Below are 18807 nucleotides of genomic sequence, written 5' to 3' on the forward strand. Positions count from 1 at the left end.
CAAGTTTTGCGGGTGGTTGGTCTATTCTTGTCGGACAATTTTGCCCGTTGTGTGATTACCGAGTGCTTTCCATGCTCAAGTGCATTGCCGTGGCCGATCTGCGGGTCGGCATGTTTATTCACGAGTTCTGTGGCGCATGGATGGACCACCCCTTCTGGAAGTCGAAATTCCTCCTGAAGACCGACAAGGATTTGCAGCGCATTCGCGCCAGCAGCATCACCGAGCTGTGGATCGACACCAGCAAGGGCCTGGATGTGGAAAGCGGCGTGGCCAGTGTCAGCCCCGAACAGGCCGCCGCAGAGGTCGAACAGCAGTTGCAGGCGGCGGCCGTGATCAGCGCCCTGCCGCGCGCCAGTGGCCTGGATGAGGAGCTGCGCCGTGCGGCCAAGCTCTGTGCCCGTTCCAAGGCCGCGGTCATCAGCATGTTCGCGGACGCGCGCATGGGCCAGGCCCTGCAGTTCGGGCAGGCCGATGCCCTGGTCACGGAAATCAGCGACTCGGTGATGCGCCACCCCAATGCCCTGATCAGTCTGGCCCGGCTTAAACATGCCGACGAGTACACCTATATGCACTCGGTGGCGGTCTGTGCCCTGATGATCGCCCTGGCCCGCCAGCTTGGCCTGGATGAAGCCCTGGTGCGCGAGGCCGGGCTGGCCGGGCTGCTGCATGATATCGGCAAGATGGCCATCCCCAATGAGGTGCTGAACAAGCCGGGCAAGCTCAGCGATGCCGAGTTTGTCGTGGTGCGCGATCACCCGGTGGCGGGCGCGCAGATGTTGCGTGACTGCCGGCAGGTCAGTGCCCTGGTGCTGGATGTGTGCCTGCACCACCATGAGAAGTTCGATGGTACGGGTTATCCGCACCGCCTGGCCGGTGAGCAGATCAGCCTGCTCGCCCGTATGGGTGCGGTCTGCGACGTGTACGACGCCATCACCTCCAATCGCCCCTACAAGGCCGGCTGGGATCCGGCCGAGTCGATCCGCAAGATGGCGGAATGGAAGGGGCACTTCGATCCAGCGGTGTTCCAAGCCTTTATCAAGACCGTGGGCATCTACCCCACAGGTTCGCTGGTGCGCCTGCAGAGTGGCCGTATCGGGGTGGTGCTGGAACAGCAGGCCGGCTCCCTGCTGACGCCCAGGGTGCGGGTGTTCTTCTCCGCCAAGTCGAAGACCCCCATCCCCCAGGAGGTGCTGGATCTGGCCAAGCTGGCCGGGCGTGAGCGCATCGTCGCCCGCGAGTCGGCCCAGGACTGGGGTTTTCGTGATATCGACCAGCTGTGGAGTGGGCTGCCGGGCTAGCCCGGCAGCAGAAGTTGAGCGGGGCAGCTATCCTCAAGTCATAACCTTGGCTAAATGCCATCAGGCGCGGTTCTTGCTTTGTGAACCGCTTTGGTGCGTGGGTGACAACCGCGCGCCCACAGCTTGAGGTGTATATGACTGGTTTACTCCAACCCGGCGTGCGGCTGCTGGAGCGTTTCAGCTTCGCGCGCAAGTTTCAGCTGGTATTCGTCTTGTTCGCCCTGCCCCTGGGCTTTTCCCTGTGGGTGATCGGCAGCGGTTATCTGGAGCGTCTGCGCAGCGTCGATCACGAATTGCAGGGCGGGCAGGCCCTGCAACTGATGGCCGGGGTGCAGCAGGCCCTGCTCGATCAGCGCACCCTGCTGGCCCGCTGGAAGGGCACCGACAGCCAGGCCCAAGGCATCCTGCAGCAGCGCGCGGCCAATCTGGACGAAGCCCTGGCGCAACTGCAAGGGCCGCTTGAGGCCAGCCTGTTCAGCGATCAGGCGCGGCAGAACCTGCAAAGCCTGCAGGCCGGTCGCAGCGCTCTCAGCGTTGATACCCTGGGCAAGATGGCCCTGCCAGACGCCCTGGAACGTTACCAAACGACCCTGCTCGGCCTGCTGGCTCTGCGCGAGCAGGTGGCCACCGACAGCGGCCTGATCCTCGATCCCAATCTCGACACCTACCTGATGATGGAGCAGCTGACCTACACCCTGCCGCGCCTGCTGGAGCAGCTGGGCAGCTTCGCCAGCCATGGCTATGGCGCGGTGGTGTCGCAGCATTTCACCCTGCAGAGCCGGGTGCTGATCCGCGACCTGCGGCGCAATCTGGATGAGTCGCGCAGCCAGCTGTTGAAGACCCAGGCCACCCTGCGCCAGGAGGCGCCCCGGGCCATGCTGCAGTTGCAGGCACCCTTTACCGAAGCGCTGGAAGGCTATGAAAGTTTCCTCGCCGGCATCGACCGCGACATGTTCGAGGCCAGCCCCATGAGCCTGACCCCTGAGCAGTTCGTGCAGCGGGTGGAGACCTTGCAAGGGCAGTTGCAGGGGTTGCAGCAGGCGGTATCCCGCCAGTTTTCCGCCAGTCTGGGCGAGTACCGGCAGCAGGCGCTGACCGCCATGATCCAGGTGGTGGGGGTGTTCAGCCTGCTGACCGCCCTGGCCCTCTATGTATTGTTTTGCCTCAATGCCTCGATCCGGCGTAGCACCGCCGGCATTATCGAAGCCGCCGAGGGCCTGCGCGACGGGGATCTGCGGGTACGCATGCAGGTGCATGGTCAGGACGATCTGGCCAGCATCGCCCAGGCCCTGAACCTGGCCGTGGGCCAGCTGCGCGATTCCATGCAGGGGGTCAACCAGCAGAGCCAGCAACTGGGTGGCACCGTGCAGGCCCTTAATCACGAGGCGCAGACCGCCCTGCAGTCGGTGGAGCAGCAGCAGGCGCAGATGAGCCAGATTGCCGCCGCCGCCACCGAAATGGCCGCCACTGCCCAGAGCGTGGCGCAGAGTTGCGAACAGGCCGCGGTGGAAGCCAGCCAGACCCGCGACATTGCCGACCAGAGCAACCAGCGCAGTACCCGCACCAGCGAGAGCATGCGTCAGCTCAGCAGCCGCCTGGGCGACAGCGCCAGCACCCTGCAGCAGCTGCGCGAGCAGACCGAGCAGATCACCCGGGTGGTGGATGTGATCAAGGGCATCGCCGAACAGACCAACCTGCTGGCGCTGAATGCCGCCATCGAAGCGGCCCGGGCCGGTGAGCAGGGGCGCGGTTTTGCTGTGGTGGCCGACGAGGTGCGCTCCCTCTCGCAGCGCACGCAGAACTCCACTGCCGAAATCGCCGACACCGTGGCCAACCTGCACCGCGTGGTGGGCCAGTCCGTGACCCAGATGGAAGATGCCGTGCGCCAGGCCGAGGGTGACGTGGGCAGCGTGCTGGCCATGGGCGAGGACCTGGCCGCCATCGTCGAATCGGTGCAGCTGGTCAGCGACCGCCTGGCGCAGATCGCCACCGCCGCCGAACAGCAGGCCGCTACCGCCGATGAAGTCAGCGGCAATATCCAGCAGGTCGACCACGCCGCCAGCACCCTGCTCGAAGGTGCCCAGGCGGTCAGCACCGCCGCCGAGCAGCTGCGCCAGGGCAGCCTCGCTCTGGAGCAGAATACCGGGCGCTTCAAGCTGGATTAAGGTCTGGCTGCGATCTGCTGCGCGTCGGCCCTGCTGCGTTAAAAACAGGCTCGGAATGCTCATGTACAAAAGTACACTCCGCTTCCTCGCCTGTTTTTGCCTTGCAGGACTCTAGCTCGCGAGATCTTAAATAGTGTCTAAGGCTATCGCCCGTTTGCAGGGGGCTTACCCTTGACGCTATCGGCCGGCTGGCTCAGGCTCCCCGCCAGTTGCCCGGAGCAGGACGCCCATGCCGCATATTCTGATTGTCGAAGACGAAGCCGCCATCGCCGACACCCTGATCTTCGCCCTGCAGAGCGAAGGCTTCGGCACCACCTGGCTGAGCCTGGGTGAGCAGGCGCTGGCCGCTCAGCAGAATCAACCCGCCGACCTGCTGATTCTCGATGTCGGCCTGCCGGATATCAGCGGCTTCGAGGTCTGCAAGCGCCTGCGCCGCTTCTCCGAGGTGCCGGTGATCTTCCTTACCGCCCGCAGCGAGGAGATCGACCGGGTGGTAGGTCTGGAAATCGGCGCCGATGATTATGTGGTCAAGCCCTTTAGTCCGCGGGAGGTGGCCGCCCGGGTCAAGGCCATCCTCAAGCGTATGGCGCCCCGTGAGCCGGCCCCGGAAATTGCGCCGTCAGGCCCCTTCCGGGTGGATGGCGAGCGGGTGCAGATCCATTACCACGGCCAGCTCTTGAGCCTGACCCGACACGAGTTCCGTCTGCTGCAATTGCTGCTGGCTCAACCCGAGCGGGTGTTCTCCCGCGAACAGCTACTCGATGGCCTGGGTGTGGCGCCCGATGCCGGCTACGAGCGCAGTATCGACAGCCATATCAAAAGCCTGCGCGCCAAGCTGCGCCAGGTACAGGCCGCCGCCGAGCCGATCCAGACTCATCGTGGCCTGGGCTACAGCTACTCGCCGAGGCACGCCTGATGCCACTGGGCATACGCATCTTCCTGGTCTACTTCCTGTTCGTCGGCCTGGCCGGCTGGTTTGTCCTGAGCACGGTGATGGACGAGATCCGCCCTGGCGTGCGCCAGAGCACCGAGGAAACCTTGGTAGATACCGCCAACCTGCTGGCCGAGATTCTGCGCGACGAGGTCAAGGCGGGCAGTCTGAGTCAGAGCCGCCTGCCCGAGCTGCTTGCCGCCTACGGCCAGCGTCAGCCCCAGGCGCAGATCTGGGGGGTGGAGAAGACCCAGGTTAACCACCGCATCTATGTCACAGACGCCAAGGGCATCGTTTTGCTCGACTCCACGGGCGTGGCCGTGGGCCAGGACTATTCACGCTGGAACGATGTGCTGCGTACCTTGCGCGGTGAGTACGGCGCCCGCTCGACCAAGGAAGACCCGAACGATGCGGACTCTTCGGTGATGTATGTGGCCGCTCCGATCAAGGACGGCGAGCGGATTATCGGTGTGGTTTCGGTGGCCAAGCCCAACCGCACCCTGCAACCCTATATCGAGCGTTCGCAGACCCGCCTGGGCTGGCTCGGCGCCGGGTTGATCGGCCTCGGTCTGCTGATCGGCGCACTGCTGTCCTGGTGGCTGAGTGCCGCCCTGGGCAAGCTGACCCGCTACGCCCAGGCGGTCAGCGCCGGACAGCGTGCCGAGCTGCCCAGGGTGCGTGGCGGCGAGCTGGCGCAACTGGCCGACGCCATCGAGCACATGCGCACCGAGCTGGAAGGCAAGGCCTATGTCGAACGCTATGTGCACACCCTGACCCATGAGCTGAAAAGCCCCCTGGCGGCCATTCGTGGCGCCGCCGAACTGCTCGACGGCGAAATGCCGGCCGAGCAGCGTCAGCGTTTTGTGGCCAATATCCAGCAGGAAGGCGCACGCCTGCAGCAGCTGATCGAACGCCTGCTGCACCTGGCTCAGGTCGAGCAGCGCCAGGGCCTGGAAGAGCAGGTGAGGGTGCCGCTGCGGGCGCTTAGCGAAGAACTGCTGCAGGCGCAGATGGCGCGTATCGAAGCGGCCGGGCTGCAGCTCGACAACCAGATCGGTGCCGAACTGGCTGCGCGCGGCGAAGCCTTTCTGCTGCGCCAGGCCCTGGCCAACCTGCTGGATAACGCCTTGGATTTCACCCCGGCAGGCGGGCTGATCCGCTTCAGCGCCCAAGCCCGCGCCGGGCAGATTGAGTTGCGCCTGTTCAACCAGGCGGAGGCGATACCCGACTATGCCCTGGCGCGCCTGAGTGAGCGCTTCTATTCCCTGCCACGCCCCAACGGCGGGCGGAAAAGCACCGGGCTGGGGCTGAACTTTGTGCAGGAAGTGGCCGAACTGCATGGCGGCAGCCTACAGATCGACAATATCGAGGGTGGGGTCGAGGTGCTGCTGAAGTTGCCGGGCGCCTGAACGCAATAAGGCCGACCTAGCCGTAGCGCCGCGCGCCCTGGAGCAACCCCATCAGCGCATCCTGGCACTGGCGGCAATAGAAGCCGCGCTCGGTGCCGGACTTGGCATCGAGGTTCTCGCTGACTTCCACACAGGGCTCGAACTGCAGGCGCGCCACCAGGCTGGCGGTATCCAGCACCACATCGAAATACACCCACTCGCGGCAGTTCTGCGACCAGGGCGTGCCGCGGTAGGTTTCACGGACGCCGGCGGCAAGCAGTTCCTGTTCCAGGGGGCGGAGATGATGGCAAAGCATGCGCTGTCCTCCATGGTTACCACCAGCCGTTATCGCCCAGCACCCTCTTCTTGTAGTAGTCGATATTGGCGCGTACGGCGAACACGGCGCCCACGCCATAGCCCAGGGCGTTGGCAAGCTTCTCGTAGCCGAACTGGTCGAGCAGCAGACCCAGGCTGATTACCACCACGGCGCACAGCAGAAACAGCGCCAGGCCCTTTTTCCACATGCCCTTGCAGGCGTAGTAAATGGGGCCGAAGAGGAAGGCGAGGATATTGAAGCCGAAGGCGGCGCGGCGGTCGGCGGCGGGCAGTTCCTTGTAATGGGGCATCTTCGGGCCACCGGCGCGGGCGATGGCGCGAAAGCGCGCCTGCCACTTGGCCGAGACGGGCAGGCTGGCGATCAGCTGTTCCGGGCTGTCAGCTTCTATAACTGCAGCTTGGGGCGTGGCGTAGGGGTTGTCTGGGGTCATGGCCGGCATCCTTGTTGGCGGGAAAGCAGCCAAGGCTAGTCAGACCAGGGGCGGCTGTCCACGAACCCTGTGGCACTTTGCACAGAATCACCACGCATTCTCCATATTCCCTGCATAAAGCCACCACCCGGCAGGCCCAGACTCGGCTCACCTTAACTGCATCGGAGAATGCATCATGAACCGTACCCTGGGTTTCAAGCTGGGCGCCATTGCCTTGCTGATCCTGTTGCTGCTGATCCCCCTGGCGATGATCGAGGGGCTGGTCAATGAGCGGCAGTATCAGCGCGAGGCGGTGTTGCAGGACATCGCCCGCAGCTCCAGTTATCGCCAGCAGATCACCGGACCGATCCTGGTGTTGCCCTACACCCGCCACTGGCTGGAGTGGAAAACCCACGCCAAGACCGGCGAGCGTTATCAGGAGGAACGGCAGCGCCGCGGGCGCCTGTATTTTCTGCCGGAGACATTCGTGCTCAACGGCCAGGTGGATACCGAGCAGCGCGCCCGGGGCATCTACAAGGCGTTGTTGTATCGCAGCGATAATCAGATCAGTGGCAGCTTCAAACTGCCGGCGAACCTGGGCCTGGGGGCGAACCTGGGGCAGTACCGCTTCGACCGGCCTTTTCTGACCGTGGGGATCAGCGATATCCGCGGCATCAGCAGTGACCTCAAGTTGCAGTTCAATGGCGCCAGTCTGGGGTTTGCCCCGGGCAGCGGTGACGAGCGCTTCGGTACCGGGGTGCATGCCCTGCTGCCGGCCCTCGACAGCCGCGGCGAGCAGCCCCTGGCCTTTGCCTTCAACCTCAAGCTGCAGGGTACCGAACAGCTGGGGATCACCCCGGTGGGCCGCGACAGCCGGGTCGAGCTGAGTTCTGACTGGCCACACCCCAGCTTTGTCGGTGAATACCTGCCGGCCAGCCGCGAGGTCAGCGGCAGCGGCTTCAGCGCCCTGTGGCAGACCAGCTTCTTCGCCACCGATATGGAGCAGGTGCTGCAGGACTGCGTGACCCGCAATAACTGCAAGGGGCTGGGTGCCCGCCACTTTGGGGTGAGCTTTGTCGACCCGGTGGATCAGTACCTGAAGACCGAGCGCTCGATCAAATATGCGCTGCTGTTTATCGGCCTGACCTTCGCCCTGTTCTTCCTCTGCGAGGTGCTCGGCCGCCTGGCGGTGCACCCGGTGCAGTACGCCCTGGTGGGTATGTCGCTGGCGTTGTTCTACCTGCTCCTGCTGTCGCTCTCCGAGCACCTGGGCTTTGCCTTGGCCTACGGCCTTGCGGCGAGCGCCTGCGTGGTGCTGATCGGCATCTATGTCAGCCATGTGTTGCACAGCGCCCTGCGGGGCAGCGCCTTCGCCGGGTTGCTGGGGCTGCTCTATGCCCTGCTGTTCGGCCTGCTCGGCGCCGAGGATTACGCCCTGCTGCTGGGCTCGGTGCTGGTATTCGCGGTGCTGGCCGGCTTTATGCTCCTGACCCGCAAGCTGGACTGGTACAGCGTGGGCCGTAGCCTGGGGCGGGGGGATGCATCGAGCGATCAAACAGGGACGGGTGAACAGGTCTGAGGGCAGCGTGGGGCGGCCTGGTCGCCCCGCCAGGAGGCATAACCATGCGCTTTATTCTGCAATTTTCCGCCTGCTGCGCCCTGGGCCTGCTGGTAATCGTTCTGCTGCTGGTGGGCTTGATGTTTGTCGGGCAGTTCAGCCTGATCGAGGGCCTGATGCTCAGCGGCAAACCCCTGGCCAGGCTCAGCCTGGCGCTGCTGCCGGACAGTCTCTGGTACAGCCTGACCGGCCTGGTCGATGCGCCGCAGAACCCCATGGTGCAGTCCTTTCTCAACCTCTGTGCGGCCATGGGGCAGCTGGCTGTAGTGCTGGGGCTGGGTTTCTACCGTCTGTGGTATTGGTCATGAGCGGGCATATCGGCTTGCGTGAGGACGCGCGCCTGGGGCATCTGCTGGCGCGGCGCATCACGCGTCTGTTTGTCCAGGCCCGAGGTGACAGTGGCCCGGTTCGCGCGGCGCCAACCCGTCCATTGTCCTGGCGTTTGGCCGATCTGCCCGGCTCCGGGCTGGCGCGGTTGTTAGACGAAAGTGGGCCAGTGCCGCCAAAGTCTGTTCAATGATAAGGCCAAGTGCTTGTTAACTAAGCGAAAAATCCATCATCCGGAAAAGCCGTGAGCAGGCTAAGACCAAGGTCTAGCTGTGCGCTTGGCGCAACCTGCTGCTAGCTTGAAGCTGCATGAAAATAATAAATCCGGAGGGGTTATGACTTCTGAACAAGCAAATGCCACAGCGTATTGGAAAGCCAATGTGCGGCTCATCACCTGGAGCCTGATTGTCTGGGCGCTGGTTTCCTTTGGCTTCGCCATGATTCTGCGCCCCCTGGTCGCAGGCATCTCGGTTGGCGGCTCCGATCTCGGATTCTGGTTTGCCCAGCAGGGTTCCATCCTGGCCTTTATCGGGCTCATTTTTCACTACGCGTGGAGACTGAACCGACTCGATAAAGAATTTGGCGTCGAGGAGTAAAGGCCATGAGCCAATTCATGATCAACATGTTGTTCGTGGGCGCGTCTTTCGCGCTCTATATCGGTATCGCCATCTGGGCGCGTGCCGGCTCCACCAAAGAGTTCTACGTCGCCGGCGGCGGTGTCCATCCGGTCACCAATGGCATGGCCACGGCCGCTGACTGGATGTCGGCCGCTTCCTTTATCTCCATGGCCGGTCTGATCGCTGCCGGTGGTTATGCCAACTCCTCCTTCCTGATGGGCTGGACCGGTGGTTATGTGCTGCTGGCGATGCTGCTGGCGCCCTACCTGCGCAAATTCGGCAAGTTCACCGTGCCGGACTTTATCGGTGACCGCTTCTACAGCCGTGGTGCGCGTCTGACCGCTGTGATCTGCCTGGTGATCATCTCCGTCACCTACGTGATCGGCCAGATGGCCGGTGCCGGCGTGGCCTTCTCGCGCTTCCTCGAAGTCAGCAACTCCACCGGTATCTGGATCGCCGCGGCCGTGGTGTTCGCCTACGCCGTATTCGGTGGCATGAAGGGCATCACCTACACCCAGGTGGCGCAGTACGTGGTGCTGATCATCGCTTACACCATTCCGGCCATCTTTATCTCCCTGCAACTGACCGGTAACCCGATCCCGCCGCTGGGCCTGTTCGGTGACCATGTCGATTCCGGCCTGCCGCTGCTGCAGAAGCTTGATGAAGTGGTTCGCGACCTGGGCTTTGCCGCCTACACCGCCGACACCACCAACAAGCTGAACATGGTGCTGTTCACCCTGTCGCTGATGATCGGTACCGCCGGTCTGCCCCACGTGATCATCCGCTTCTTCACTGTGCCGAAAGTGGCGGATGCGCGCTGGTCCGCTGGCTGGACCCTGGTGTTTATCGCCATGCTCTACCTCACCGCGCCGGCTGTGGCGTCCATGGCACGTCTGAACCTGGCGACCACCATCTATCCGGAAGGCACCTCGGCACCGGCCCTGGCCTATGAAGAGCGTCCGGAGTGGGTCAAGACCTGGGAGCAGACCGGTCTGATCAAGTGGGAAGACAAGAATGCCGATGGCCGCATCCAGATGTACAACGATGCGACCCCAGCCTTCACCCCGACTGCCCAGGAACGTGGCTGGAACGGTAACGAGCTGACCGTGAACAACGACATCCTGGTACTGGCCAACCCGGAGATCGCCAACCTGCCTGGCTGGGTGATCGGTCTGATTGCCGCAGGTGCCATTGCCGCTGCGCTGTCCACGGCTGCGGGCTTGCTGCTGGCAATTTCCTCGGCCATCAGCCATGACCTGATCAAGACCCTGATCAATCCGAAGATCAGCGAGAAGAACGAGATGCGCGCCGCGCGGATCTCCATGGCCTGTGCGATCCTGCTGGCGACCTATCTGGGCCTGAATCCACCAGGGTTTGCCGCGCAGGTGGTGGCACTGGCCTTCGGTATCGCCGCCGCCACCCTGTTCCCGGTGCTGATGATGGGGATCTTCTCCAAGCGCATGAACGACAAGGGCGCGATCTGCGGCATGGTGGCCGGTCTGGTGGTGACGCTGCTGTATATCTTCACCTACCTGGGCTGGTTCTTCATTCCCGGAACCAACATGCTGCCCAATACCCCAGACCAGTGGTTTATGGGTATCTCCCCGGCCTCCTTCGGCTCCATCGGTGCCGTGATCAACTTCGCCGTGGCTTATGCCGTGTCGACGGTCACAGTCGCCCCGCCCAAGGAAATCCAGGACCTGGTGGAAAGCGTACGGACCCCCAAAGGTGCTGGTGCCGCGCTGAGTCACTAAGCATAATCCGGGCCTGACGGCCTAGGGTCTTAGCGACGGGCCTCCACTGGAGGCCCGTCTTTTTTCGGGAAAAAACCTATGTTGTGGACCTTGCTTGCCATTGTGGTGTCCGGCCTCGGCGCGGCCGGTATTGGCCTGCTGCTGCGCAAACTCACGGGTAACCGACTGCCGAAGTGGATCATTCCGGTGTTTGGTGGCCTGGGCATGCTCAGCTACCAGATCTATTACGAGTACTCCTGGTTCGATCATCAGATCTTGCGTCAGCCTCCGGAGTCGGCGCTGGTGGCCCGCGAAGCCGGCCAGGTGTTCTGGCGTCCCTGGAGCTATCACTGGCCGATGACCACCGCCTTTACCGTGCTCGACCGCAACAGCCTGCAGCGCCAGGACGCCGAGGGCGGCGCGATTGTGGCCTTCAACCTGTACCGCTTCGAGAAGCAGCATATCGATCACGTCAGCCATCAGCCACACCTGCTCAACTGCAGCACGGCCGAGTTGCTGCCGCTGGATGCGCAGAAGCAGCCGTTGCTGAAACAGTTGAAACGGATCGACCGGGAAGAGGTGTTGTATCGGGAGGCGTGTCAGTAGCGTCGCCATGGCGCTGTGCAGCTTATTGCGCAGCGATCTGTGGGTAAGTCTGTGGGTACTCTCCTGTATCGCCCGCCAGTCATTGGCCTGGCGTGGTTGCGCAGCTTCTTGCGCAGCGCTGTGCAACAAGCTGCGCAGCTTTGGGTGCGCTGGCGCACGATATGACTTTTTTGGGCTTTTGGTCACGACAAGTTATTGATAGTTAAGGATTTTATAAAGATGGCATGCTTATCGCTCCAGGCAGGGCTCCCGGATCACTGCAGATCCATGACCCAAGGCAAGGAGAGCACTCATGCCAACACCCGCGTACCTGTCCCTCGAAGGCACCAAGCAAGGTCTGATCACCGCTGGCACTTTCACCGAGGACTCGGTCGGCAATATTTTCCAGGAAGGTCATGAAGACCAGATTCTGGTCCAGGCATTCAACCATCAGGTCATCATCCCGCGTGACCCGCAGTCCGGTCAGCCGACTGGCCAGCGCGTGCATAAGCCGCTGATGATCACCAAAGTCTTCGACAAATCCTCGCCGCTGATCTTCAACTCCCTGACCTCCGGTGAGCGTCTGTCCAAGTGCCGTCTGGAGTGGTATCGCACTTCTTCCACCGGTACCCAGGAGCACTACTTCACCATCGAACTGGAAGACGCCGTGATCGTCGACGTGCAGTCGCGTATGCCGAACTGCCAGGACCCAGGCATGGCTCACTTCACCCACCTGGAAGACGTCTACTTCACCTACCGCAAAATCGTCTGGACCCACGAAGTCTCCGGCACTTCCGGCTCCGACGACTGGCGTACCCCGATCTCCGCCTAAGTATTGGTTGAGTTCGTTTAGCACCGCTTCGGCCAGGCATCGTCCTGGCCGAAGCGTTTCACTCTCGGCACCTGCGTGCACAACCCCCGTAGGGTGTGACATGGCGAAGCCTTGTCCACCGTGGCGCCTCAGGCGTCAGGCGATAAACGTCGAATACGTCCAGTTATCGAGCCGATGTGCTCGTAAAATGGCCGGCTTATTCATGGAACGATAACTCCCAGAGCCCCGGCTCATGGAACGGAGGAACAACGAATGTTCGCCCCCGCCAATCAGACCCATTTCAGCCTGAAGATCGAAGGCGTCGAGCACGATCTGCAGGTGCTCGAATTCCGTGGCCGCGAGGCGATCAGCCAGCCCTTCGAGTTCGAACTGGAGCTGGTCAGCGAACGTCCCGACCTGGATCTGCAAAGCCTGCTGCATCAGGCTGCCTTTCTGGCCCTCGATCAAACCGGCAACGGTATCCATGGGCAGATCTACCGCATGGCCGTGGGCGAATCCGGCAAACGCCTGACTCGCTATCACCTGAGCCTGCGCCCGCAACTGGCGTACCTGGCACACCGCAGCAACCAGCGCATTTTCCAGCATCTGACGGTGGCCCAGATCATCGGCCAAGTGCTCGAAGAACATGGCATTCAGGCGGACGCCTACCAATTCCAACTCGGCTCGCTCTACCCCGAGCGCGAGTACTGCGTGCAGTACGACGAAAGCGACCTGCACTTTATCCAGCGGCTGTGCGAGGAGGAGGGGATTCACTACCACTTCCAGCACAGCGAGCAGGGCCATGTACTGGTCTTCGGCGATGACCAGACGCCCTTTCCCAAACTGGCCCCCACCGCTTATCAGCAAGACAGCGGCCTGGTCGCCGACCAGCCGGTGGTCAAACGTTTCGGTGTGCGCGTGGAAACCCGCACCAGTCGGGTGACCCGCCGCGACTACGACTTTGAAAAGCCCAAGCTGCTGATGGAGGCCGCGGCCAAGAGTGAATGTGTCCCCGATCTTGAGGACTACGACTACCCCGGCCGCTTTGTTGAGCGTGAACGCGGCAAACACCTGAGCCAGCGCGCCCTGGAACGTCACCGCCACGACTTCGAACTGGCCCAGGGCGACAGCGATCAGCCCGGGCTGCGCAGCGGCCACTTCCTGCCCCTGAGCGACCACCCCCGCGCCAACTGGAACGACCTCTGGCTGCTCAGCGAAATTCACCACCAGGGCAAACAGCCGCAGGTGCTGGAGGAGTCGGTCACCGATTTTGGTAGCCAACGCGGAACGACCCCCTCGCCCCTCTGGGGAGAGGGCCGGGGAGAGGGGAAAGCAGACATCACCGATTTCCAGCAGGGCTACCGTAACCACTTTACCGCCACCCCCTGGACGGTGCCCTACCGTCCGCTGCTCAAGCACCCCAAACCGCGCATCCTCGGCAGCCAGAGCGCCGTGGTCACCGGCCCCGCCGGCGAAGAAATCCACTGCGACCAGTATGGCCGGGTCAAGGTGCAATTCTTCTGGGATCGTGAGGGCCAGGCCGATGACAAAACCAGCTGCTGGCTGCGCGTCAGTTCCAGCTGGGCCGGCGACCGCTACGGCGCCATCGCCATTCCGCGTATCGGCATGGAAGTGCTGGTCACCTTCCTTGAAGGCGACCCCGACCAGCCCCTGGTCACCGGCTGCCTGTACCACAAGGAACACGTCGTCCCCTACGACCTGCCAGCCAACAAGACCCGCAGCGTGTTCAAGACCCTGAGCAGCCCTGGCGGTGGCGGCTACAACGAAATCCGCATCGAAGACAAAAAGGGCGCCGAACAGATCTATATCCACGCCGAACGCGACTGGGATGAAAACATCGAGCACGACCAGAAAATCCGCGTCGGCCACGAGCGCCACGACACCGTCGAAGCCAACAGCTACAGCGAATTTCTGGCTGAAGAACACCGCACCACCCATCTGGACCGCAAGGTCGAGGTCAAGGCCAACGACCATTTGACCGTGGGCAACAACCAGCACATCAAGATCGGCACCGGCCAGTTCGTCAACGCCGGCAACGAGATCCACCTCTCCAGCGGCCAGAAAGTCGTGCTTGAAGCCGGCAGCGAACTGACCTTCAAAGCCGCCGGTAGTTTTATCAAGCTGGATGCCGGCGGCATCACCCTGGTTGGCCCGATTATCAAATTCAACTCCGGCGGCGCGCCGGGCAGTGGCTCGGGGGCGGCGCCGATTTTGCCGGGGGTTGCTAAACCGGCGGATGCGGATAAGGCGGGGGACTTGTTGGAACGGGCCCAGGCCGGGTTGAGGCTGGCACCGCCCCAAGGCATATGCCTCGACTGTTTGCGCAAAGCCATGCGTGAAGGTAATGCGACCCTAGCAGGAGCTGCCGTATGACTGAGCAAGATGTGGCGCGCAATGATTGGGAGGCCGCGCTGGCGGCCGAGCAGACATTGGTAATGGTGGTAGAGCTTGGGCTACTTTCTGATGAATCTCGCCTTCGCCTTTTCACCGAGCATACAGTCTGGCCACTGCTACTCCAACCGGGCGTGACCCATCTAGGCAATGAAGGCCCGGCCCTAATCGAACTGAACGGCCAGCCTTACGCCAACTATATACAGCTTCACGAACAGCTCACACGGAGCGCGCGGCATGGTTGGTTAAGCAGCCGGTTGGACATAATCGAACTGCAAAAACACCTGGGCGATGCCCTTGCCTGTCGCAACATTGATGGCGAAACACTGTTGATCCGCAGTTATGCCCACAATGTATTACCCATCCTGCATGCGCGGCACGAACAACCCTGGCACACGTGGTTGTTCGGCCCCATCGTCCAGTGGTGGTTACCGACCTCACAGGGCTGGCAGCCTTTGCAAGGCTTGGCACAAAGCGAGGTGCCGCCCTATCACCCCATTGAGCTCGACCAACCGCTTGTGGATGCGCTGGGTATTGATCCTCACGCGCAGGCATTGGTCACTGAACTGCAGGCCAATGCCCCCGAAATTTTCGTCAGCGAATGCCATGGTGAGCGGCTGAACCAGGCTGGCCAGGCTTTGTCACAGGCGCGGGAGGCCGGCCTGACGCGCCAGTCTGATCAATATTTTTATGCTCTCTATAGCCTGCTGGGCGGCAAACCCATCAACCAGAACCCGAACTGGCCGGAGATACTGCAGCGCGTAGAACAAGGCGGCCAGCCACTGGCTCAGATCCAAGTGGAACTGGACGAGGACAGCCAAGGGTGAATTGGCAAAAGATCATGCAGCGCAGGGGCATGCTGAGCACAGCATCAGTAGCCCTGCTGGCCCTCGCCTATATGGCCTGGGCCTACACCCGGATGCCGGGCGCCATGCTCTATGTGCATAACCATACGGATCGGCCCATCTTCAGCTACGCCGTCAACGAAGCCTGGGGCGGCAATGCGTCCGTCTATGGCGGGGGTGGCGCTAGTTGTTGCTCGCGCATTGAGGGCGATGTGCTGACGGTAGAGTGGATCAAGGGCCGTACCGGCGAACAAGTCCGCCAAGGCGTGCAGAAAGAGACCGTAACGCTGGAAGTTCCCAATCCCTCGCGTACTCGCCAGGACAAGTACCTGCACGTGCACTTCTTCCCAGGTGACCAAGTGCGGTTGTTTTGGAGTTCCACCCTAGGCAGTCCTTACAAAGGGCTCAAGGAAGCACCGGATCAAGAGGTTCAACAGTGAATCCCGTCAACGTATTACTTAAACGCTGGAAATCGCTACCTGCGGTCGTTAAATCTTTGCTGAGCCTGGCGCTTTTTGGGCTGTTGGTAATTGGCTACGTGGCCTGGGCCTACACCCAAATGCCCGGTGCCATTCTCTATGTGCATAACCATACGGATCGGCCCATTTTCAGTTATGCCGTCAACGAAGCCTGGGGCGGCAATGCGTCCGCCTATGGCGGGGGGGGCGCTAGTTGTTGCTCGCGCATTGAGGGCGATGTGCTGACGGTAGAGTGGATCAAGGGCCGTACCGGCGAACAAGTCCGCCAAGGCGTGCAGAAAGAGACCGTAACGCTGGAAGTTCCCAATCCCTCGCGTACTCGCCAGGACAAGTACCTGCACGTGCACTTCTTCCCAGGCGACCAGGTTCGCCTGTTTTGGAGCTCCAATTTGGATAGCCCCTTCGAAGACCTCACGGAAGTCCCGGATCAAGAGGTTCAACAGTGAAGCACGTCAACGTATTACTTAAACGCTGGAAATCGCTACCCGCGCTCGCTAAATCCCTGTTTAGCCTGGCCCTTTTTGGGGGGGTAGTACTTGGCTATGTGGCCTGGGCGTATACCCGAATGCCGGGGGCCATGCTCTATGTGCACAACCATACTGATCGCCCCATATCCGGGTATGCCGTCAACGAGGCCTGGGGTGGAAATGCTTTCGCTTATGGCGGCGGAAAGGTTACTTGCTGCTCGCGCATTGAGGGCGATGTGCTGACGGTGGAGTGGATTAAGGGACGTACCGGAGAACAAGTCCGCCAAGGCGTGCAGAAAGAGACCGTGACGTTGGAGGTGCCCAATCCACCACGCACCCGACAAGACAAATACCTGCATGTGCACTTCTTTCCAGGCGATCAGGTTCGCTTGTTTTGGAGCCCAAATATGGACAGCCGTTATGAAAATCTCAAGGAAACGCCTGATGGCAAGGAGCAAACGCCATGAGTACTCGCATCACCGAGCAGGCAGCAGGAATGGCCGCTCGCTGTAGGCCATCTTTAGCCAGCCCGCATATCACTCACTGCGCTCGCACCTTGAAAGTCGGTTTCTTTTTCGATGGTTTTGGTCGTCATCGTATTAAGGACATGCAAACAGGCAGGGTCAGTAATATCGGCAAACTCTTTCTCGTTCATCCTGACGATCAGGCAGACGAGCCCCTGTTTAGCTATAGAGCTTTTTATGCTTCCGGGTTGGGCGAAGACTTTTCTGCCGATCTGAATGTTACCGCCAACAGTGCCGTGACCAGCTTTGGCAATACGGCCAGCGAGGTACCCGCCGATGCGGCCAAGGATCAAGCCATAGAGTCGGCCAAGGATGTGCTCGACCCTAGGCGTAACTGGTGGGAGCGCATCAGCCGTAACCTTAAAGAGCTGTTGCACAAGCCGCTCAACCTAATGGGCCTGCTCAAAGGTGCCGTTATCGACGCCACCCTCGAAGTCTTGGCCCCGGTACGCGATAGCCGCTTTGCTGCCGAGTTGTTAAAAACCGGCGGTGATACCCGAATTCAGGGAGCAATTGATTTCCTCAACGAGGTAATCCGCAAGGTTGAATCTCAACACGACCAGCCCCCGCTCAAACATATCGAGTTGACCGTGTACGGCTATGACTACGGGGCCACCCTGGCCCGGGCCTTTCTGCACGAGCTGCTCAGTCGCGAGCCGCAGCCCTCAGGTGACACCTATAGCTATCAGGGCATAAAGCTGACCATTCTGTTTGCCGGCCTGTTCGATGGTGTTGACCGTAGCCATGTCGATTTCCCCTATTTGCCGCTACCACTGCGCACCGTGCTGGACGATGGCGGCCCGCTACCTGACCGGGTAAAACAGGCGCTGCATCTAGTGGCCGCCCATGAGCGGCGCTTCTATCGTCGCGCGCGTTTGCTTGGTAGTGGCAAAGCAAATTGGCGAGAAAAATGGGTGCCTGGTGTTAGTGAGGATGTCGGCGGCAGCCTGCTGCCAGGCGAGCAGAAGCCCAGCGCCGAGCTAGCCTTGGTGAGTTTGCATGAGATGTATAACGCCGCCCGCCGCGCAGGTGCGCCGTTCCCAGAGCTGGATCAGCTGTACGAGCAAGACGCAGACACGGCCGAGCTATTCGTCTTCAACGACCACTTCAATAACGTCAGCGCCAAAGGGCTTAGCCGCCACTATGAGCGCGAAGCGCAAGCCAGCCTGGCGGAAGTCAGGGCGTTTAAACCTGCTTTTTCCAGTGCTCCCATGCGTCGCGAGCAGCAACTGTTCGCCGCCCATATGCGCGTGTATATCCGCTGGCTGGCCGCGCTCTGGAAGCCCTACCAGGCGCGCTTGCAGCAGCTCAACGAAGAGGAAGACCAACTGCGCGCCGGCGCACTGGGCAGCATGACCGGCATGCTGGGTATCTCGCGAGAAAGTGCGGTGCAGCGCCAGGCGCGTGAACAAGGCCTGCAGGCCATCAGCCAGGAAAGGGCGCAGCTTCGCGCCAACCTGGGCTGGCTGGAGGCAGTTAACGAAGAAGCTACAGACATGCTCGCCGCACTGAATAACCCTGTTCGAGGTTGGCGCGCTGCCGGAACGCGAGAGCAGGCAGATTTATGGGTGGTATTGCTCTCAGCATGGTTTGACGAGCCATCAAGAGCCATCAGCGAGCCCATACACCGATTATTTGGTCACTTCGTCCACGACCGCCTCGCATCAAGTGTGGCTCAGCGCTCAGTTAAGCAGCTGAGTGGGCAAGAGTTCTTCGATATTCGAGGGTTTGATTTGCCCAGTTAGGCATGCCCCTACATAAATATTTCCCACTTGCTGGTATTTCCCGGTCTGGCGCGGCTATCTCCAGACTTTATTTTTGCAAGCATACTCTGGTTCGCGGGAATTTATCTGGTACTGGT

General features: G+C 61.6%; 19 protein-coding genes. 17 read left to right on the plus strand and 2 right to left on the minus strand.

The window, feature by feature from the left end; genetic code table 11:
* Positions 1–71: 71 nt before the first annotated feature.
* The 4 genes from GJV18_RS03380 (at position 72) to creC (ending at position 5803) form a co-directional block, all read left to right on the plus strand.
* Positions 72–1298, plus strand: coding sequence for an HD-GYP domain-containing protein (locus GJV18_RS03380; RefSeq protein ID WP_160343311.1), 1227 nt, complete (start codon positions 72–74; stop codon positions 1296–1298).
* Positions 1299–1432: 134 nt separating this feature from the next.
* Positions 1433–3463, plus strand: a complete 2031-nt coding sequence (locus GJV18_RS03385) for a methyl-accepting chemotaxis protein (protein ID WP_160343312.1) — start codon at positions 1433–1435, stop codon at positions 3461–3463.
* Positions 3464–3692: 229 nt separating this feature from the next.
* Positions 3693–4379 carry a two-component system response regulator CreB gene (gene creB / locus GJV18_RS03390; RefSeq protein WP_160343313.1) on the plus strand — a complete coding sequence of 229 codons (687 nt, stop codon included), beginning with the start codon at positions 3693–3695 and terminating at the stop codon, positions 4377–4379.
* Entirely contained in the window at positions 4379–5803 is a 1425-nt protein-coding gene (gene creC, locus GJV18_RS03395) for a two-component system sensor histidine kinase CreC (protein ID WP_160343314.1), read from the plus strand. The genes creB and creC overlap by 1 nt, the downstream gene beginning before the upstream one ends.
* A gap of 16 nt (positions 5804–5819) precedes the next feature.
* On the opposite strand, the gene GJV18_RS03400 is transcribed toward creC, so the two are convergent.
* Both GJV18_RS03400 and GJV18_RS03405 read right to left on the minus strand, forming a co-directional pair.
* On the minus strand, positions 5820–6098 hold the full coding sequence (locus GJV18_RS03400) for a hypothetical protein (RefSeq protein ID WP_160343315.1): 279 nt from the start codon (positions 6096–6098) through the stop codon (positions 5820–5822).
* 16 nt (positions 6099–6114) lie between these two features.
* On the minus strand, positions 6115–6549 hold the full coding sequence (locus GJV18_RS03405; protein ID WP_160343316.1) for a DUF2628 domain-containing protein: 435 nt from the start codon (positions 6547–6549) through the stop codon (positions 6115–6117).
* Positions 6550–6724: 175 nt separating this feature from the next.
* Between GJV18_RS03405 and creD the strand changes: the two genes are divergently transcribed.
* The 13 genes from creD to GJV18_RS03470 all read left to right on the plus strand — a co-directional run bounded on the left by creD (position 6725) and on the right by GJV18_RS03470 (position 18691).
* Complete coding sequence (gene creD / locus GJV18_RS03410; RefSeq protein WP_160343317.1) at positions 6725–8107, plus strand: cell envelope integrity protein CreD; 1383 nt, start codon at positions 6725–6727, stop codon at positions 8105–8107.
* 44 nt (positions 8108–8151) lie between these two features.
* Positions 8152–8454, plus strand: coding sequence for a hypothetical protein (locus GJV18_RS03415; protein ID WP_160343318.1), 303 nt, complete (start codon positions 8152–8154; stop codon positions 8452–8454).
* Positions 8451–8666 (plus strand): hypothetical protein, encoded by a 216-nt coding sequence (locus GJV18_RS03420; RefSeq protein ID WP_160343319.1) that lies wholly within the window; start codon positions 8451–8453, stop codon positions 8664–8666. The genes GJV18_RS03415 and GJV18_RS03420 overlap by 4 nt, the downstream gene beginning before the upstream one ends.
* A 142-nt stretch (positions 8667–8808) precedes the next feature.
* Positions 8809–9069, plus strand: a complete 261-nt coding sequence (locus tag GJV18_RS03425) for a DUF4212 domain-containing protein (RefSeq protein ID WP_160343320.1) — start codon at positions 8809–8811, stop codon at positions 9067–9069.
* A gap of 5 nt (positions 9070–9074) precedes the next feature.
* Positions 9075–10844, plus strand: a complete 1770-nt coding sequence (locus GJV18_RS03430) for a sodium:solute symporter family protein (RefSeq protein ID WP_160343321.1) — start codon at positions 9075–9077, stop codon at positions 10842–10844.
* Between the two features lie 78 nt (positions 10845–10922).
* Entirely contained in the window at positions 10923–11429 is a 507-nt protein-coding gene (locus GJV18_RS03435) for a hypothetical protein (protein WP_160343322.1), read from the plus strand.
* A 292-nt stretch (positions 11430–11721) separates the two neighbouring features.
* Positions 11722–12240, plus strand: a complete 519-nt coding sequence (locus tag GJV18_RS03440; RefSeq protein ID WP_090443843.1) for an Hcp family type VI secretion system effector — start codon at positions 11722–11724, stop codon at positions 12238–12240.
* A gap of 252 nt (positions 12241–12492) precedes the next feature.
* Positions 12493–14613 (plus strand): type VI secretion system Vgr family protein, encoded by a 2121-nt coding sequence (gene tssI / locus GJV18_RS03445; RefSeq protein ID WP_160343323.1) that lies wholly within the window; start codon positions 12493–12495, stop codon positions 14611–14613.
* Positions 14610–15458 carry a DUF4123 domain-containing protein gene (locus GJV18_RS03450; RefSeq protein WP_160343324.1) on the plus strand — a complete coding sequence of 283 codons (849 nt, stop codon included), beginning with the start codon at positions 14610–14612 and terminating at the stop codon, positions 15456–15458. Before tssI ends, GJV18_RS03450 begins: the two co-directional genes overlap by 4 nt.
* Positions 15455–15916: a DUF3304 domain-containing protein gene (locus GJV18_RS03455; protein WP_325065237.1), complete on the plus strand. Its 462-nt coding sequence runs from the start codon at positions 15455–15457 to the stop codon at positions 15914–15916. Before GJV18_RS03450 ends, GJV18_RS03455 begins: the two co-directional genes overlap by 4 nt.
* Complete coding sequence (locus GJV18_RS03460; RefSeq protein ID WP_160343325.1) at positions 15913–16401, plus strand: DUF3304 domain-containing protein; 489 nt, start codon at positions 15913–15915, stop codon at positions 16399–16401. Before GJV18_RS03455 ends, GJV18_RS03460 begins: the two co-directional genes overlap by 4 nt.
* Positions 16398–16889, plus strand: coding sequence for a DUF3304 domain-containing protein (locus GJV18_RS03465; protein ID WP_178113409.1), 492 nt, complete (start codon positions 16398–16400; stop codon positions 16887–16889). Before GJV18_RS03460 ends, GJV18_RS03465 begins: the two co-directional genes overlap by 4 nt.
* Positions 16886–18691: a DUF2235 domain-containing protein gene (locus GJV18_RS03470; protein ID WP_233280064.1), complete on the plus strand. Its 1806-nt coding sequence runs from the start codon at positions 16886–16888 to the stop codon at positions 18689–18691. Before GJV18_RS03465 ends, GJV18_RS03470 begins: the two co-directional genes overlap by 4 nt.
* The last annotated feature ends 116 nt before the right edge of the window (positions 18692–18807 follow it).

Source organism: Pseudomonas xionganensis (assembly GCF_009763245.1).
Lineage (GTDB): Bacteria > Pseudomonadota > Gammaproteobacteria > Pseudomonadales > Pseudomonadaceae > Aquipseudomonas > Aquipseudomonas xionganensis.

Coding starts and splice junctions, on each gene's coding strand:
- GJV18_RS03430 (WP_160343321.1), top strand. CDS start 9,075: ATGAGCCAATTCATGATCAACATGTTGTTCGTGGGCGCGTCTTTCGCG.
- GJV18_RS03420 (WP_160343319.1), top strand. CDS start 8,451: ATGAGCGGGCATATCGGCTTGCGTGAGGACGCGCGCCTGGGGCATCTG.
- GJV18_RS03415 (WP_160343318.1), top strand. CDS start 8,152: ATGCGCTTTATTCTGCAATTTTCCGCCTGCTGCGCCCTGGGCCTGCTG.
- creB (WP_160343313.1), top strand. CDS start 3,693: ATGCCGCATATTCTGATTGTCGAAGACGAAGCCGCCATCGCCGACACC.
- GJV18_RS03450 (WP_160343324.1), top strand. CDS start 14,610: ATGACTGAGCAAGATGTGGCGCGCAATGATTGGGAGGCCGCGCTGGCG.
- GJV18_RS03380 (WP_160343311.1), top strand. CDS start 72: ATGCTCAAGTGCATTGCCGTGGCCGATCTGCGGGTCGGCATGTTTATT.
- creC (WP_160343314.1), top strand. CDS start 4,379: ATGCCACTGGGCATACGCATCTTCCTGGTCTACTTCCTGTTCGTCGGC.
- GJV18_RS03400 (WP_160343315.1), bottom strand. CDS start 6,098: ATGCTTTGCCATCATCTCCGCCCCCTGGAACAGGAACTGCTTGCCGCC.
- tssI (WP_160343323.1), top strand. CDS start 12,493: ATGTTCGCCCCCGCCAATCAGACCCATTTCAGCCTGAAGATCGAAGGC.
- GJV18_RS03385 (WP_160343312.1), top strand. CDS start 1,433: ATGACTGGTTTACTCCAACCCGGCGTGCGGCTGCTGGAGCGTTTCAGC.
- creD (WP_160343317.1), top strand. CDS start 6,725: ATGAACCGTACCCTGGGTTTCAAGCTGGGCGCCATTGCCTTGCTGATC.
- GJV18_RS03425 (WP_160343320.1), top strand. CDS start 8,809: ATGACTTCTGAACAAGCAAATGCCACAGCGTATTGGAAAGCCAATGTG.
- GJV18_RS03470 (WP_233280064.1), top strand. CDS start 16,886: ATGAGTACTCGCATCACCGAGCAGGCAGCAGGAATGGCCGCTCGCTGT.
- GJV18_RS03405 (WP_160343316.1), bottom strand. CDS start 6,549: ATGACCCCAGACAACCCCTACGCCACGCCCCAAGCTGCAGTTATAGAA.
- GJV18_RS03435 (WP_160343322.1), top strand. CDS start 10,923: ATGTTGTGGACCTTGCTTGCCATTGTGGTGTCCGGCCTCGGCGCGGCC.
- GJV18_RS03440 (WP_090443843.1), top strand. CDS start 11,722: ATGCCAACACCCGCGTACCTGTCCCTCGAAGGCACCAAGCAAGGTCTG.